Source organism: Muricoccus harenae (genome assembly GCF_009848505.1).
Classification (GTDB): Bacteria; Pseudomonadota; Alphaproteobacteria; order Acetobacterales; family Acetobacteraceae; genus Roseomonas; species Roseomonas harenae.
Window position 1 is genome coordinate 1 of sequence record NZ_WWDL01000014.1, and the last position, 13,563, is coordinate 13,563.

Annotated in this window: 17 protein-coding genes; 3 read left to right on the forward strand and 14 right to left on the reverse strand. The window is 68.9% G+C overall.

The features are described 5' to 3' along the window. Together groEL and groES are read right to left on the reverse strand one after the other, a co-directional pair. On the reverse strand, positions 1–727 hold a 727-nt coding region (gene groEL / locus GSE44_RS11715; protein ID WP_159348989.1), incomplete at its 3' end, for a chaperonin GroEL. A gap of 29 nt (positions 728–756) precedes the next feature. Continuing rightward, positions 757–1,074: a co-chaperone GroES gene (gene groES, locus GSE44_RS11720; RefSeq protein ID WP_159348990.1), complete on the reverse strand. Its 318-nt coding sequence runs from the start codon at positions 1,072–1,074 to the stop codon at positions 757–759. Between the two features lie 244 nt (positions 1,075–1,318). Here groES and GSE44_RS11725 point away from each other — a divergent pair, with 244 nt between their 5' ends. After that, entirely contained in the window at positions 1,319–1,594 is a 276-nt protein-coding gene (locus GSE44_RS11725; RefSeq protein ID WP_201306043.1) for a Usg-like family protein, read from the forward strand. A 56-nt stretch (positions 1,595–1,650) separates the two neighbouring features. Here GSE44_RS11725 and GSE44_RS11730 read toward each other — a convergent pair whose 3' ends face one another. Genes GSE44_RS11730 through GSE44_RS11740 form a run of 3 tightly spaced genes read right to left on the reverse strand, consistent with a single transcriptional unit; the run spans position 1,651 to position 4,119 of the window. Further along, positions 1,651–2,598: an AEC family transporter gene (locus GSE44_RS11730; RefSeq protein WP_159348991.1), complete on the reverse strand. Its 948-nt coding sequence runs from the start codon at positions 2,596–2,598 to the stop codon at positions 1,651–1,653. A 4-nt stretch (positions 2,599–2,602) separates the two neighbouring features. After that, positions 2,603–3,229: a guanylate kinase gene (gene gmk / locus GSE44_RS11735; RefSeq protein WP_159348992.1), complete on the reverse strand. Its 627-nt coding sequence runs from the start codon at positions 3,227–3,229 to the stop codon at positions 2,603–2,605. Next, the gene (locus GSE44_RS11740; RefSeq protein ID WP_159348993.1) at positions 3,226–4,119 is read right to left on the reverse strand and encodes a YicC/YloC family endoribonuclease; all 894 of its coding nucleotides are present in this window, start codon (positions 4,117–4,119) and stop codon (positions 3,226–3,228) included. Before GSE44_RS11740 ends, gmk begins: the two co-directional genes overlap by 4 nt. Before the next feature lie 30 nt (positions 4,120–4,149). Here GSE44_RS11740 and GSE44_RS11745 point away from each other — a divergent pair, with 30 nt between their 5' ends. After that, positions 4,150–4,983, forward strand: a complete 834-nt coding sequence (locus GSE44_RS11745) for an SDR family NAD(P)-dependent oxidoreductase (protein ID WP_159348994.1) — start codon at positions 4,150–4,152, stop codon at positions 4,981–4,983. On the opposite strand, the gene GSE44_RS11750 is transcribed toward GSE44_RS11745, so the two are convergent. Beyond that, entirely contained in the window at positions 4,901–5,728 is an 828-nt protein-coding gene (locus GSE44_RS11750) for a TerC family protein (protein WP_235924738.1), read from the reverse strand. The genes GSE44_RS11745 and GSE44_RS11750 overlap by 83 nt on opposite strands. A gap of 254 nt (positions 5,729–5,982) precedes the next feature. Between GSE44_RS11750 and rutA the strand changes: the two genes are divergently transcribed. Further along, on the forward strand, positions 5,983–7,062 hold the full coding sequence (gene rutA / locus GSE44_RS11755; protein WP_159348997.1) for a pyrimidine utilization protein A: 1,080 nt from the start codon (positions 5,983–5,985) through the stop codon (positions 7,060–7,062). Positions 7,063–7,078: 16 nt separating this feature from the next. Here rutA and GSE44_RS11760 read toward each other — a convergent pair whose 3' ends face one another. From GSE44_RS11760 to GSE44_RS11795, 8 genes are all read right to left on the reverse strand, one after another. Next, a complete protein-coding gene (locus GSE44_RS11760; protein ID WP_159348998.1) occupies positions 7,079–7,972 on the reverse strand; it encodes a DMT family transporter in 894 nt (297 codons plus the stop codon). Positions 7,973–7,994: 22 nt separating this feature from the next. Beyond that, positions 7,995–9,008, reverse strand: a complete 1,014-nt coding sequence (gene mltG, locus GSE44_RS11765) for an endolytic transglycosylase MltG (protein WP_159348999.1) — start codon at positions 9,006–9,008, stop codon at positions 7,995–7,997. 145 nt (positions 9,009–9,153) lie between these two features. Further along, on the reverse strand, positions 9,154–10,437 hold the full coding sequence (gene fabF / locus GSE44_RS11770; RefSeq protein WP_159349000.1) for a beta-ketoacyl-ACP synthase II: 1,284 nt from the start codon (positions 10,435–10,437) through the stop codon (positions 9,154–9,156). Between the two features lie 129 nt (positions 10,438–10,566). Beyond that, positions 10,567–10,806: an acyl carrier protein gene (locus GSE44_RS11775; protein ID WP_043830727.1), complete on the reverse strand. Its 240-nt coding sequence runs from the start codon at positions 10,804–10,806 to the stop codon at positions 10,567–10,569. A 232-nt stretch (positions 10,807–11,038) separates the two neighbouring features. Further along, positions 11,039–11,776: a 3-oxoacyl-[acyl-carrier-protein] reductase gene (gene fabG / locus GSE44_RS11780; RefSeq protein WP_159349001.1), complete on the reverse strand. Its 738-nt coding sequence runs from the start codon at positions 11,774–11,776 to the stop codon at positions 11,039–11,041. Further along, positions 11,764–12,222 carry a GNAT family N-acetyltransferase gene (locus tag GSE44_RS11785; RefSeq protein ID WP_159349003.1) on the reverse strand — a complete coding sequence of 153 codons (459 nt, stop codon included), beginning with the start codon at positions 12,220–12,222 and terminating at the stop codon, positions 11,764–11,766. Before GSE44_RS11785 ends, fabG begins: the two co-directional genes overlap by 13 nt. A gap of 8 nt (positions 12,223–12,230) precedes the next feature. Then, positions 12,231–13,190 carry an ACP S-malonyltransferase gene (gene fabD, locus GSE44_RS11790; RefSeq protein WP_159349004.1) on the reverse strand — a complete coding sequence of 320 codons (960 nt, stop codon included), beginning with the start codon at positions 13,188–13,190 and terminating at the stop codon, positions 12,231–12,233. 98 nt (positions 13,191–13,288) lie between these two features. Next, on the reverse strand, positions 13,289–13,561 hold the full coding sequence (locus GSE44_RS11795) for a hypothetical protein (protein ID WP_159349005.1): 273 nt from the start codon (positions 13,559–13,561) through the stop codon (positions 13,289–13,291). Positions 13,562–13,563 lie beyond the last annotated feature (2 nt).

Genomic DNA, 13,563 nt, shown 5'->3' on the forward strand with positions numbered 1-13,563 from the left:
ACTGCACGACGGCTTCCAGCAGCGGCAGCATCGGCTGCAGCTGGGAGAGCTTCTTCTCGTGGATCAGGATGTACGGGTTCTCGAGCTCGGCAATCATCTTCTCCGCATTCGTGATGAAATACGGGGAGACGTAGCCGCGGTCGAACTGCATGCCCTCGACGACGTCGAGCTCGGTCTGGATGCTCTTGGCTTCCTCGACCGTGATGACACCCTCGTTGCCGACCTTCTCCATCGCCTGGGCGATCATCTCGCCGATCTCAGTCTCGCCGTTGGCGGACAGAGAACCGACCTGAGCGACCTCGGCGGAGGTGGTGATCTTGCGGGTCTTGGCCTTCAGGTCAGCCACGATCACGGCCACGGCCTTGTCGACGCCGCGCTTCAGATCCATTGGGTTCAGGCCGGCGGCAACCGCCTTCGCACCCTCGCGGATGATGGCCTGGGCCAGCACGGTCGCGGTGGTGGTGCCGTCACCGGCCAGGTCGTTCTGCTTCGAGGCCACTTCGCGCACCATCTGCGCGCCCATGTTCTCGAACTTGTCGGCCAGCTCGATCTCCTTGGCGACGGTCACGCCGTCCTTGGTGATCCGCGGCGCGCCGAAGCTCTTGTCGAGCACCACGTTGCGGCCCTTCGGGCCCAGCGTGACCTTCACGGCATCGGCCAGGATGTCCACGCCGCGCAGCATGCGCTCGCGGGCATTGGCGCCGAACTTAACGTCCTTAGCAGCCATCTATGTGTTCTCCTGTCTCTCGTTCTTGCTCAGGCGGCCTTGGCGGTCGTGGCAGTCTTCTCGACGATGCCCATGATGTCGGACTCCTTCATGATCAGGAGCTCCTCGCCATCGAGCTTCACCTCGGTGCCGGACCACTTGCCGAACAGGATGCGGTCGCCGGCCTTCACGTCCAGGGCGACGATCTGGCCCTGCTCGTTGCGGGCGCCGGCGCCAACCGCCACGACCTCACCCTCCTGGGGCTTTTCCTTGGCGGTGTCGGGGATGATGATGCCGCCAGCGCTCTTCTCTTCGGCCGTCACGCGACGGACGAGAACGCGGTCGTGCAGGGGACGGAACTTCGTCATACGGTCCTCTCCTGAGCCTTGATCTTGGGTTGAACCCGGCCGGCCTGAAGTGCTTTTGGCACTCACTTCCAGCGAGTGCTAGCGATCTAGGGGATCACCCCCTATCCCGTCAAGCCCGGCAGCACTCTCATGCGTAGAGTGCCAAAGCATTGATATGCAACAATTTTTGTCTTCCGCTGTTGATTTTGCGTGGCACCATTCGCCCCAGGCGGCGCCCGTGCCGTCTGGCTGAGGAGGAAAGGACATGCATCTGCGGGGTATTGAGCACGTCGTCCGCATCCCCGACTGGCATCTGACCACCGCCGAGATCTTGTACCACCTGCCGGACCATCCCACGGTCCTGCAGAGCTTCATCTGGCAGAAGATCGACCGCGCTCCGGGCTTCCCCGAGTTGCACGGTTTCCTGGAGTTCTGGCGCAGGGATATCGAGGGCCCGCTCCATTCCGTGCGGGTCGCCTCCGCCGCCCTGTGGAAGCCTGCCGAGTTCACCTATGCGGAAGGCGAGTTCCGCCTGCACTGACCCGACCGCGACGTCGCCTGCCGGGCTTCCCCCGCCGCCCCCAAGGGCGGCGGGCTTCACGGCGCGAGGTCGCCAGCCTGGGTTATCCAGCCCAGCAACAGGGTCAGCGTGATCACGGAGGCCATGGTGCCCAGCAGCACTGCCGCCCCCGACCGCTCCATCCCCAGCGCGTAGCGGCGCGACATCAGGAAGGCATTCGCCCCCGTCGGCATGGCCGCCATGATCACCGCTACGGCAAGCTCCAGCGGCGGCAGCGCCAGCAGCCGTCCAAGCCCGAACACCGCCAGCGGCAACAGCAAGAGCTTCAGCGCGCCGATCGTCGCCGCATCCAGCCAGTCCCGCCGGACCTGGAAATCCCGCAGCGAGGCGCCGAGGCAGAACAGCAGCAGGGGGCTCGTCCCGCCCCCCAGCAGCTCCAGCAACCGCCGCGCGAAGCCGGGCACCGGCAGCCCGAAAAACGCCCAGAGATTGCCCAGCACCACCGCCATGACGATGGGGTTCCGCAGAACCGAGCGCAGCGTTGTCCCCAGCACCCGCCGCAGCGAGGCCCCCGCGCTCATTCCCATCTCCGCCACCACCGTCGTCAGCGGCAGAAGCACCAGGGAATAGAGCCCGACGATCGCGGTGGCGGGCGGGATCCCCGCCGGGCCGAAGGCGGCCAGGGCCACGGGCACGCCCATCATCAGCGTGTTGCCGAAGGAGCAGTTGAGGGCGAACAACCCCGATTCCGCGAGCCCCCTTCCCGCCACTAGGCGCGATAGCAGCAGCGACACGCCATAGATGATCAGCACGCCGGAGAAGAACGCCAGCTCCAGCCGCCCGCCATGCGCGACACCCCCGCCCAGCGCCGCCGAGACGAAAAGCAGGGAAGGCGCGCAGAGCCAAAAGGCGAAGTCGTTGATCCCCCGCAGCCCCTCATCCGAGATCAGGCGCCGCACCCCGGCGACATAGCCCATGGCGATCAGCAGGAAGACCGGCGCGACGAGTCCCAGCACGCCGAGCACGGCGTTATCCCATCCTAGCCACGAAATCCCCGAGCCAGGGATTGCGCGACCGCGCCGTCCGCGCCGCCCGCAGGATGGTGCCGACCGTGTCCACCGTCTCCGCGAAATCGGTGTTGATCAACACATGATCGAATTCGCGCCAGTGCGAGGCGTCGTCCCGCGCCTTGCCCATGCGGCGGATGATCTCCTCCTCGCTGTCCGTGCCGCGCGCGCGCAGCCGCCGCTCCAGCTCCGCGATGGAGGGCGGCAGCAGGAAAATGCCCACCACATCCTCCGGCATCGCCGCCCGCAGCAGCAGATGCCCCTGCCAGTCCACGTCGAAGAGCACGTCCCGCCCCTCGGCCAGCGCCGCTTCCACCGGGGCGCGCGGCGTGCCGTAGCGCTTGCCATAGACATGCGCGCTCTCGAGCAGCAGCCCCGCGGCCTCCATCGCCTCGAATTCCTCGAGGGTGTGGAAATGGTAGTGCACCCCATGCACCTCACCCGGCCGTGCCAGGCGCGTGGTGGCGGAGATGGAAAGGGACAGCGCCTCCTCCCGCTCCAGCAGCGCGCGCGAAACACTTGTCTTCCCCGCCCCGGAAGGCGCCACGAGAACCAGGCAAAGACCGCGCCGCTTCATTGACGTTGTCATTCCACGTTCGCCGCCTGCTCGCGCAGCCGCTCGATGGCCGCTTTCAGCTCCAGTGAGATGCGCGTCAGCGCCATGCTGCCCGATTTCGCGCCCAGTGTGTTCGATTCGCGCCCGAACTCCTGCGTCAGGAACTCGAGCTTCCGCCCGATCGGCGTCGTCTCCGCCAGCAGGGCGCGCGCAGCCTCCACATGCGCGCCCAACCGGTCCAACTCCTCGCGCACGTCGGACCGTGCGGCGAGCAGTGCCACCTCCGCCGCTAGGCGCTCCTCCGGCACGCGCCGCTCCCCGTCCAGCAACTCGGCCAGGGCGGCGGAGAGCCGCGCCCGATGCGCTTCCGGCTGCCGCGCCGCCTCCACCACCGCCTGCTCCCGCAACGCCGCGATCTCGTCCAGGAGCGTCGCCAGGATAGCCTGAAGCCGCGCGCCCTCAGCCGCCCGCGCGGTGAACAGATCGGCCAGGGCCTGCCCGAAGCCCTCGGTCACCGCCGCGCGCCGTGCAGCTTCCGCGCCCTCATCCGGCACCTCGATCTCGGTCCGCAGCACGCCCGGCAGGGCCAGCACCGCCTCAGGCCGCGGCGCGGCCGCCCCGGGCATGCGCTCCGCCAACTCCCGCACCAGCGCCATTGCCCGTTCCAGCGCCGCCTGGTCCAGTACCAGCTTCGGCGCCCGTTCCTCCCGCTTCACCGTGAGGTTGGCCGTGACATTGCCGCGCGAGAAACGGGCACCGGCCGCCTCCCGCAGGGGCGTCTCCAGCACGTCCATGCCCGGCGGCAGCCGCAGGCGCACATCCAACCCGCGCCCGTTGACGCTGCGGAGTTCCCAGGTGAAGGGGGTACCATCCGGCATCGTGCCGGTGGCGCGCGAGAAGCCGGTCATGGATCGGATGGGCATGCGCGGCCTTCTGCGGCGGGAGACGGCGCGATGCAAGGCACCGGCAACAGCTGGCCATGGACCCGCGTGGCCATCACCGGCGCCTCCTCCGGCCTTGGCGCCGCCCTGGCGCAGGAACTCGCCACGCCGGGCAGGATTCTTCACCTGGCTGGCCGTGACGCTGCCCGCCTCGCTGTCACCGCCGCCGCCTGCCGCGGGGCGGGCGCCAGCGTCATCGAGGCGGTCTTCGACGTCACCGATGCAGAGGCCGCCGCCGCCTGGGTCCGCGGCATGGGCGGGCTGGACCTGCTCATTGCCAATGCCGGCACTTCCGCCGGCACGGGCGGCACCAGGGAAGCGCCCGAACAGGTCGCCCGCATCTTCGCCGTGAATCTCACCGGCGCCCTGAACACGATGTTGCCCGCGCTGGAGATGATGCGCGCCCAGCCGCAGGGCCCGCACGGCCTCCGTGGCCAGGTCGCCGCCATCGCCTCAATCGCCGCCTTCGTCGCCTCACCAGGCGCTCCGGCCTACGCCGCCTCCAAAGCCGCGCTGCAGCGCTGGGTCGAAGCCACCGACGCCACCGCCCGGCAGGACGGGATCCGCCTCTATGCCGTCTGCCCCGGCTTCATCCGCACGCCGATGACCGCGCCGAACCAGTTCCCCATGCCAATGCTGATGGAGCCGGCGGAAGCCGCGCGCCGCACCCTCGCGGGCATCGCGCGCGGCAAGGCCAGAATCATCTATCCCTGGCCCATCTATGCGGCAGCGCGCCTGATGGGCGCGCTGCCGCCCGCCTGGCTCAGCCGGCTTCCCGCGAAGGCCGCCCCGCCTGATTCCGCACCGGCGGATCCAGCGCAGCCTCCATCGCCGCCGCCTGGGTGAGCGAAGCCTGCCCCGGGGCCGCGACCGTGGAGCTGGTCGGGCTCACGGTGCGCCGCACATGCGACCGCCGCGCCCAGATGTTCAGCCCCTCCACACCGGCGGCGAAGGCCATGGCGACATAGACAAAGCCCTTCGGCACATGGAAGCCGAAGCCTTCGCCCAGCAGCACCATGCCGATCATCACCAGGAAGGCGAGGGCCAGCATCACCACGGTCGGGTTCTTCTCCATGAAGTTGGAGAGCGCATCCATCGATAGCAGCATGACCGTGACCGATACGAGGATCGCCACCACGATCACCCACATCACCTGGGTCAGCCCGACGGCCGCCAGGATGCTGTCCACGCTGAAGACCAGGTCGATCAGGATGATCTGAACCACGGTGGTGCCGAAGCCGGCCGTCACGGCATTCGCCGCCTGGGAATGCGCCTGCGATTCAGGGTCCACCCGGTGGTGGATTTCCATCACCGCCTTGCCGATGAGGAACAGCCCGCCCGCGATCATGATCATGTCCTTGCCGGAGAAATCCATCCCCAGGACGGTGACGAGCGGTTGGGTGAGGGTGATGAGCCAGCCCACCCCGGCGAGCATGACGAGGCGCAGAATGACCGCCAGGCCAAGGCCGATCAGCCTGGCAGACCGTCGCCGGTCCACCGGCAGGCGGTTCGTAAGGATCGCGATGAAGACGAGGTTGTCGATACCGAGGACAACCTCCATCCCGATCAGGGCAAGAAGGGCAATGAACACCTCAGTTTCCACGGCGAGAACATGTCCTTTTTGTAATCTACCCGCTTGTATGGGGAGGCCAGGGTTCCGCTGGAAGGCCCTCGGCCACGCCCGTGTCGCTTTCCTCCAAGGAAAACCTCTGCGCTCGGCATAGAACGCCACACAGCGCCAGAAATCATGTGAACATGTCTCCCGGCATCGCCCGGTTCCGCCGGTCTGGAACGGGACTTGCTCCGCTCCCGCAGCCCCGGCGATCTTCGAGAGGACAGAGCGGCATGGAAGTTGGCGTCTTCATCCCGATTGGAAACAACGGCTGGCTGATCTCCGCCAATGCGCCGCAGTACAAGCCGAGCTTCGCGCTGAACAAGAAAATCGCGCAGAAAGCCGAGCATCACGGGCTCGACTTCCTGCTTTCGATGATCAAGCTTCGCGGCTTCGGCGGAAAGACCGCGTTCTGGGACTACAACCTCGAGTCCTTCACGCTGATGGCCGGGCTGGCGGCCGTGACGGACCGCATCCGCCTCTTCGCCACCGCCGCTTCCCTGGTGCTGCCCCCAGCCATCATGGCCCGCATGGCCGTCACCATCGATTCCATCGCGCCGGGACGCTTCGGCGTGAACCTCATCACCGGCTGGCAGCGGCCGGAATACTCCCAGATGGGCCTCTGGCCGGGCGACGAGCATTTCAGCCGCCGCTACGACCACCTCTCGGAATACGCGCAGATCGCCCAGGAACTCTGGGCAACGGGCAAGTCTGACTTCCGGGGCGACTACTTCCAGATGGACGACTGCCGCCTGCTCCCCATGCCGCAACAGGGCATCCCCATCGTCTGCGCCGGGCAGAGCCAGGCCGGGCTGGAGTTCATGGCGAAATACGCTGACTACAACTTCTGCCTGGGCCAGGGGATCAACACCCCAAAGGCCCTCGCCCCGGTGACAGCCCGTGTGCAGGCCGTGGCAGCACAGACCGGGCGCAAGGTCGGCTCGCTGGCCCTCATCATGGTCATCGCCGCCGAGACCGACGAGGCAGCCATGGCGAAATGGAAGCACTACCAGGACGGCGCCGACCGGGAGGCCCTCTCCTGGATGGCCGATCAGGCCGCCGCCGATACGCGGTCCGGCGGCGACACCAATGTGCGGCAATATGCCCTGCCCGAAGGCGCCATCAACCTGAACATGGGTACGCTGGTGGGTTCCTATGCCTCGGTGGCACGTATGCTGGACGAGTATTCCGAAGTGCCTGGGCTGGCCGGCGTGATGCTGACCTTCGACGATTTCCTGGAAGGCATCGATGCCTTCGGGGAGCGCATCCAGCCGCTCATGCGCTGCCGCCAGCGCGTCGGCGTGCCCGCCTGACCCGGGCCGGCTGGGCTCAGCCCCGCCGCTCGCCCCCGCTGGTCGCCAGCCATACCCCGAGCAGCACCACCACCCCGCCCAGCAGCACCCGCGGCTCCGGCAATTCCCCCAGCAGCAGCGCCGCGAAGATCGCGGCGAAACCGGGCTGCAGGTATCCCGTCATCGCGGCATCCGTGGCGCGCGCGCGCTGCACCAGCCAAAGGAACAGCGTCAGCGGCACGGCCGAGGCGAACAGCCCCACCCAGGCCACGGACAACCAGACCGGCCAGGGCTGGTCGAAGCTCCCCACCGGGTCGAAGCTGAGGCTCAGCATCCCCGCTCCCATGGCCGCGCCCATCTGCTGCCCGGCGGAAAGCGCCAGCACCGAGCCAGGTCGCGTCCGCCGCACATAGACAGTGCCGAGCGCATAGGAGAGCGCCACCACCAGCATCACCGCCCCGGCCAGCATTTCCGCGCCCGAGAGCGCCTGCGGCCCGAGCACGATGGCAATCCCCACGAAGCCGAGCGCCATCCCCGCCAGGGTGCGCGGCCCCGGCCGCTCCGCCGGCAGGAAGGCCATGGCGAGCATCGCCACGAAGAGCGGCGTGCTGGACTGGATCAGCGACACAGAGGCGGCGCCGAGCGAAAGTAGCGCCACGGCCGTGAGGCAGTTCGGCAGCCAGCCATTCACCGTGCCCAGCACCAACCCGTGCCGCCAGAAGGCCAGCCGCAGCCCGCGGAACGCGCCCGTGGCGAAGGCGACGCCCAGCACGACGATGCAGGCTACCACGCCCCGGCCAAAGGACAGGGCGAAGGGCGGCATGGAACGCGCGGCATGGCGCACCACCGGGAAGGCGCTGGCCCAGAAAGCGGAGATCACCAGCAGCCGCCACCAGAGCGGCCAGCCCTTCAAAAGCGCTGGTGCGCTCAAGTTAACCGCGCGACGCGGCGCCTCACCGCATGGGCGCCGCCGGCGCGGCGCCGTTCTGCGCGGGCGCTCCCCGGCTACGCTCCACCTCCCGCCACCGTGCCACGTTGCGGTTGTGCTCTTCCAGCGTGCGGGCAAAGGCGTGTCCGCCGCTGCCATCGGCCACGAAATACAGAAGGTCGGTCGCCTCAGGCCGAGTGACCGCCCGCAGCGCCTCCTTGCCCGGGGAGGCGATCGGGCCCGGGGTCAGTCCCCGGTTGCGGTAAGTGTTGAAGGGATGCTCCCGGTCCAGGTCGGCCCGGGTCAGTGAACGCTCCAGCGGCGCACCATCAGCCGCGGCATAGGCGACGGTGGGATCGGATTGCAGCGGCATTCCCCGCCGCAGCCGGTTGATGAAAACCGAGGCGACGCGCGGCCGCTCCACCGCCACCGCCGTCTCCCGCTCCACAATGCTCGCCAGCACCAGCGCCTCGCGCGGGGAGGAGATGGGCAGGTCCGGGGCGCGCGCGGCCCAGGCTTCGCGCAGAGCATTCTCCATGGCCGCGGTGGCGCGGCGCACGATGGCAGCGCGGGTGTCGCCCCATTGATAGGTGTAGGTTTCGGGCAGCAGTTCGCCCTCGTCGATCGGCGGCGTTTCGCCCACCAAGCCCTCGGCCCGGTCGATCACCGCCGCGATCTGCTTGGCCAGTAGCCCCTCGGGAATGGTCAGCCGCCGCTGCACCGGCCGCGCGGTCCGCAGCACATCCAGTACCTGCGCCAGCGACGCCCCGGCCGGGAAGGCGAATTCTCCGGCCCGCAGCGCCCCCTGTCCCCGAGTGGCCCAGGCAGCGACAAGGAAGGCCCTGCCATCGGCCACCACCCCGGCCTCCTGCAGTGCCGCCCCAATCGCCTCCGTGCCGCCGCGTGGCACCACGAGCTGCGCCGGCGCCGTTAGGGGGCCGGGCTGCTCATAGACATGGCGTGCATATAAAAAGGCCCCGCCCCCGGTCAGGCCGAGCAGCAGCACGAGGACCAGCAGGATGCGGATCGCTCGACTCATCGGCGGGCGGTCCCTTCGATGCCCGGGGGCCGCGGCCCCCGGAAGGGGTCTCTACACCCGGGCCCCATGGCACTGGGCGTCGGAACGGATCACCGCGGTGGGGATCCGCTCCTGTCGGGCTGGGCCGCGCGGAGCGGCCCGGAATTCAGGCGGCGGCCTTGAACAGGATCGAGGCGTTGGTGCCGCCGAAGCCGAAGGAGTTGGACAGCGCCACCTCGATCTTCCGCGGCTGCGCCTGGTTCGCCACCCGGTCGATGGGCGACGGATGGGTCGGCTCGTCCAGGTTCAGCGTCGGCGGCGCCACGGCGTCGCGGATCGCCAGCAGGGAGAAGATCGCCTCCACCGCGCCGGCCGCGCCAAGCAGATGCCCGATCGCCGACTTGGTCGAGGACATGGCGACATTCTTGGCATCGTCCTTGAACAGCCGCTCCACCGCCTCGAGCTCCAGATCGTCGCCGAGCGGCGTGCTGGTGCCATGGGCGTTGATGTACTGGATGTCGCCCGTGCCAATGCCGGCGGACTTCAGGCAGGCGGTCATGGCACGGAAGGCGCCCTCATGGCCCTCGGCCGGGGCAGTGATGTGATAGGCGTCACCGGACATGCCGTAGCCGATCACCTCACCATAGATCTTCGCGCCGCGCTTCTTCGCATGCTCGTATTCTTCGAGCACCACGACGCCGGAGCCCTCGCCCATGACGAAGCCGTCGCGGTCCTTGTCCCAGGGGCGGGACGCCTTGGCGGGCGTGTCGTTGAAGCCGGTGGACAGGGCGCGGGAGGCGGCGAAGCCCGCCATGCCCAGCTCGCTCACCGCCGCCTCGGCGCCGCCGGCCACCATGACATCGGCATCGCCGAGCGCGATCAGCCGCGCGGCATCGCCCAGCGCATGCACGCCCGTGGCGCAGGCCGTCACCACCGAGTGGTTCGGCCCCTTGAAGCCATACTTGATGGAGACATGGCCCGAGGCGAGGTTGATCAGCGCCGAAGGGATGAAGAAGGGCGAAAGCCGGCGGTGCTTGCCTGCGGCGATCTGCAGGGAAGCCTCGTAGATCGTCTGGAGGCCGCCGATGCCAGAGCCGATCATCACGCCGGTGGCGTGGCGATCCTCCTCCGTCTCGGGCACCCAGCCGGAATCCTCGACCGCTTCCGTGGCCGCCACCAGCGCAAGCTGGATGAAGCGGTCCATCTTCTTCTGGTCCTTGATGGGGATCCACTCCCCAAGGTCCAGCCCGCCATCGGCCTTCGTGCCATTCGGTACGGTGCCGGCAATCTTGGCGGGCAGGTTCGAGACGTCGAAGGCCTGGATGGCGGTGATGCCGGACTCACCGGCTAGCATCTTCTTCCAGACATTCTCCACGCCGAGCCCCAGGGGGCAGGCGATGCCCATCCCGGTGATGACGACGCGGCGCGGGGCCGTGAGCTGACCGAACACTCTCGCTACTCCCTCCCGCGCCTGCCCCGCACTGGCGATACGGAGAGGACGGCTCCGGACCACCCGAAACCGTCCTGCGCGTCATTAACGGACGGCGGGTCGGTCACGGACCGGCCCGCCTGCGGCCTCTCAGGCCGTCTTGTGCGCGTCGATATAGGTGATCGCGTCGCCGACGGTGGTGATCTTCTCCGCCGCGTCGTCCGGGATCTCCACGCCGAAAGCCTCCTCAAAGGCCATCACCAGTTCGACCGTGTCCAGGCTGTCGGCGCCCAGGTCGTCGATGAAGGAGGCCTCCGGGGTCACCTTGGCCTCCTCGACGCCGAGGTGCTCGACCACGATCTTCTTCACCTTCTCGGCGGTTTCGCTCATCGCGCTTGCTCTCTCCTGATGGCGGTTGACCGCCGAAAACCATCTCTATGACGCTGGGCACGCATCATCGCACCAGACCCGAGCGCAGGGCGCGGGCCTTAGCACGGCTGTTTCTCCTGGCCTAGACCGACACGGCCCAGACGAGAGGACATGCCCAGAAGGATGGGCCCCGTGCAACACAGATCAAGGACCCGCTCCTTCGCCTTGGCTCACCGCCCCTGCTTCGGCGGCCTCAGATCATTGCCATGCCGCCGTTGACGTGCAGGGTCACGCCCGTCACCCAGGCCGCCTCGTCCGACGCCAAGTACGCGACCGCGGCTGCGATATCCTCCGAGGCGCCCATCCGACCCATCGGGATGCGACCCATCAGCGCCGTCTTCTGCGCGTCGTTCAGCGCATCGGTCATGGCCGTCTTGACGAAGCCGGGCGCCACCACGTTCACCGTCACGCCGCGAGGCGCGACCTCCTGGGCCAGCGCCTTGCTCATCCCGATCAGCCCCGCCTTGGCCGCGGCATAGTTCGCTTGCCCCGGATTGCCGGTGACGCCGACGATGGAGGCGATCGAGACGATCCGACCGCTGCGGCGCTTCATCATCCCGCGCAGGCTGGCCCGGGCCAGACGGAAGGGGGCGGTCAGGTCCACCTCGATCACGTCGGACCAGTCCTTGTCGCCCATGCGCAGCGCCAGCCCGTCCCGTGTCAGCCCGGCATTGTTTACCAGGATGTCCAGTGCCCCGAACTCGGCCTCCACCTTCTCCACCAGCATGGCGGGGGCGGCGGGGTCGGACAGGTCCGCCGGGGCCACGAAGGCGCGCTCCCCCAGCTCGGCGGCCAGGGACTGCAGCTCCGCCTCGCGCCGGCCGGTCAGGGCCACCTTCGCCCCCTGGCCATGCATCGCCCGGGCGATGGCCGCGCCAATCCCCCCCGTGGCTCCGGTGACGAGGGCGGTCTTCCCGGTCAGGTCGAACATGCGGATACCTCCAGCGGCGCGCCGTCGAGGCGCTTAGCAAGCGTGAATCGGGTGTGGCCCGGCGGGAAGTCGCGCAGCGTCCCCACCACGGAATAGCCCAGCCGGGCGTAGAAGCCGGGGGCCTGGAAGGACATGGTCTCCAGCCGTACCCCGATGCAGCCCCGCTCCGCCGCCTCGCGCTCGGCCATGGCGAGGATCTCCCGCCCCAGCCCGGCGCGGCGATGCGCCTCGGGGATATGGAACAGTTCCACATAGAGCCAGCCGGCATAGCTGCGGCCGATCAGCCCGCCCAGCGGCGCGCCCGCCTCGTCCCGCAGCACCACCCGCAACGGGCGGGAGTCAAAGGAGCCGGGGCCGGAGTGCAGCTCGTTATAGGCACGCAGCCCCGACCAGACCGCCTCCTGCGCCTCGGGATCGGCGGCTTCCTCAAGGGTGATACGGGTCACGGCGGCGGTCACAGAGCCTTCAGCACCGCCTCAATTTCGGCCGGCGTGCCGCAGGCCCTGGCGCTCGCATCCGGCGCGTTGCGCTTCATCAGCCCGGTCAGCACCTTGCCGGAGCCCACCTCCAGGAAGGTGTCGCAGCCCATCGCGACCATGGCGGACACGCATTCGCGCCAGCGCACTGTGCCGGTCACCTGGCGCACCAGAAGGTCGCGGATCATGTCGGGATCGGTGGCCTTGGCCGCCGTCACATTCGCCACCAGCGGCACGACCGGAGCCTTGGGCGGGTCGCGGTCCAGCGCCTCACCCATCGCATCCGCGGCGGGTGCCATTAGAGGGGAGTGGAAGGGCGCCGAAACCGGCAGCAGCATGGCCCGGCGGATGCCCTCGGCCTTGGCGAGTTCCACCGCCCGCTCCACCGCCGCCTTGTGGCCGGAAATCACCACCTGCCCGCCGCCATTGTCATTCGCGGCCTCGACCACCTGGGTCTCCCCCGTGACAGGATCAGTGGCGGCGCGCTCGCAAATCCCGCGGACCTGCTCCATCTCGGCGCCCAGCAGGGCCGCCATGGCGCCAATGCCGGCCGGCACCGCCTTCTGCATCGCATCCCCGCGCAGCCGCAGCAGCCGGGCCGCTTGCGGCACGTCGAAGGCCTGCGCGGCAGCCAGGGCGCTGTACTCGCCGAGCGAATGCCCGGCCACCAGCGCCACCTTGGACTTGAGGTCGAAGCCCCCCTCGGTCTCCAGCACCCGCAGCACGGCGAGGGAGACGGCCATCAGCGCCGGCTGGGCATTGGCGGTGAGGGTCAGCTCCTCGGCCGGCCCCTCGAACATCAGGCGGGAGAGATGCTGCTTCAGCGTCTCGTCCACTGCCTCGAACACCTCACGCGCGGCGGGAAAGGCGGTAGCGAGGTCGCGGCCCATGCCGACGGCCTGGCTCCCCTGGCCTGGAAAGACGAGCGCAAGGGCCATAATGACGCGTTTCCTGCCTGTTGACCGAAGGGGGCACCGCTACCCCGCGGTGGCGCGGCGGGGTAGCGGTGGCGTCACCGAACTGTCAACCGGAGGCGTTAGTAGCCGCGGCGCGGCGGGCCCACCCACACCCGTCGGCACTGCTGGCGCTCCACCCTGACGGGGCGGCCACGCCGGTCGCGGCGATGCACCACCACCGGACGGCAGCGCTGCACCCAGCGCACCTCCTGCAACATGTCCGCCTGGCTGCCGAGGGTCGCCACCCCCAGCATTGGCGCGGCTGAGGCCGGCGCCGCCTGGGCTGGCGCGGAGAGACCACCCATGCCGGCCACCAAGCCGGCGATCAGCGCGAAACGCGAAAGCCAAGACATTA

Coding starts and splice junctions, on each gene's coding strand:
- groES (WP_159348990.1), bottom strand. CDS start 1,074: ATGACGAAGTTCCGTCCCCTGCACGACCGCGTTCTCGTCCGTCGCGTG.
- GSE44_RS11725 (WP_201306043.1), top strand. CDS start 1,319: ATGCATCTGCGGGGTATTGAGCACGTCGTCCGCATCCCCGACTGGCAT.
- gmk (WP_159348992.1), bottom strand. CDS start 3,229: ATGACAACGTCAATGAAGCGGCGCGGTCTTTGCCTGGTTCTCGTGGCG.
- GSE44_RS11740 (WP_159348993.1), bottom strand. CDS start 4,119: ATGCCCATCCGATCCATGACCGGCTTCTCGCGCGCCACCGGCACGATG.
- GSE44_RS11745 (WP_159348994.1), top strand. CDS start 4,150: ATGCAAGGCACCGGCAACAGCTGGCCATGGACCCGCGTGGCCATCACC.
- rutA (WP_159348997.1), top strand. CDS start 5,983: ATGGAAGTTGGCGTCTTCATCCCGATTGGAAACAACGGCTGGCTGATC.
- mltG (WP_159348999.1), bottom strand. CDS start 9,008: ATGAGTCGAGCGATCCGCATCCTGCTGGTCCTCGTGCTGCTGCTCGGC.
- GSE44_RS11775 (WP_043830727.1), bottom strand. CDS start 10,806: ATGAGCGAAACCGCCGAGAAGGTGAAGAAGATCGTGGTCGAGCACCTC.
- fabG (WP_159349001.1), bottom strand. CDS start 11,776: ATGTTCGACCTGACCGGGAAGACCGCCCTCGTCACCGGAGCCACGGGG.
- fabD (WP_159349004.1), bottom strand. CDS start 13,190: ATGGCCCTTGCGCTCGTCTTTCCAGGCCAGGGGAGCCAGGCCGTCGGC.
- GSE44_RS11795 (WP_159349005.1), bottom strand. CDS start 13,561: ATGTCTTGGCTTTCGCGTTTCGCGCTGATCGCCGGCTTGGTGGCCGGC.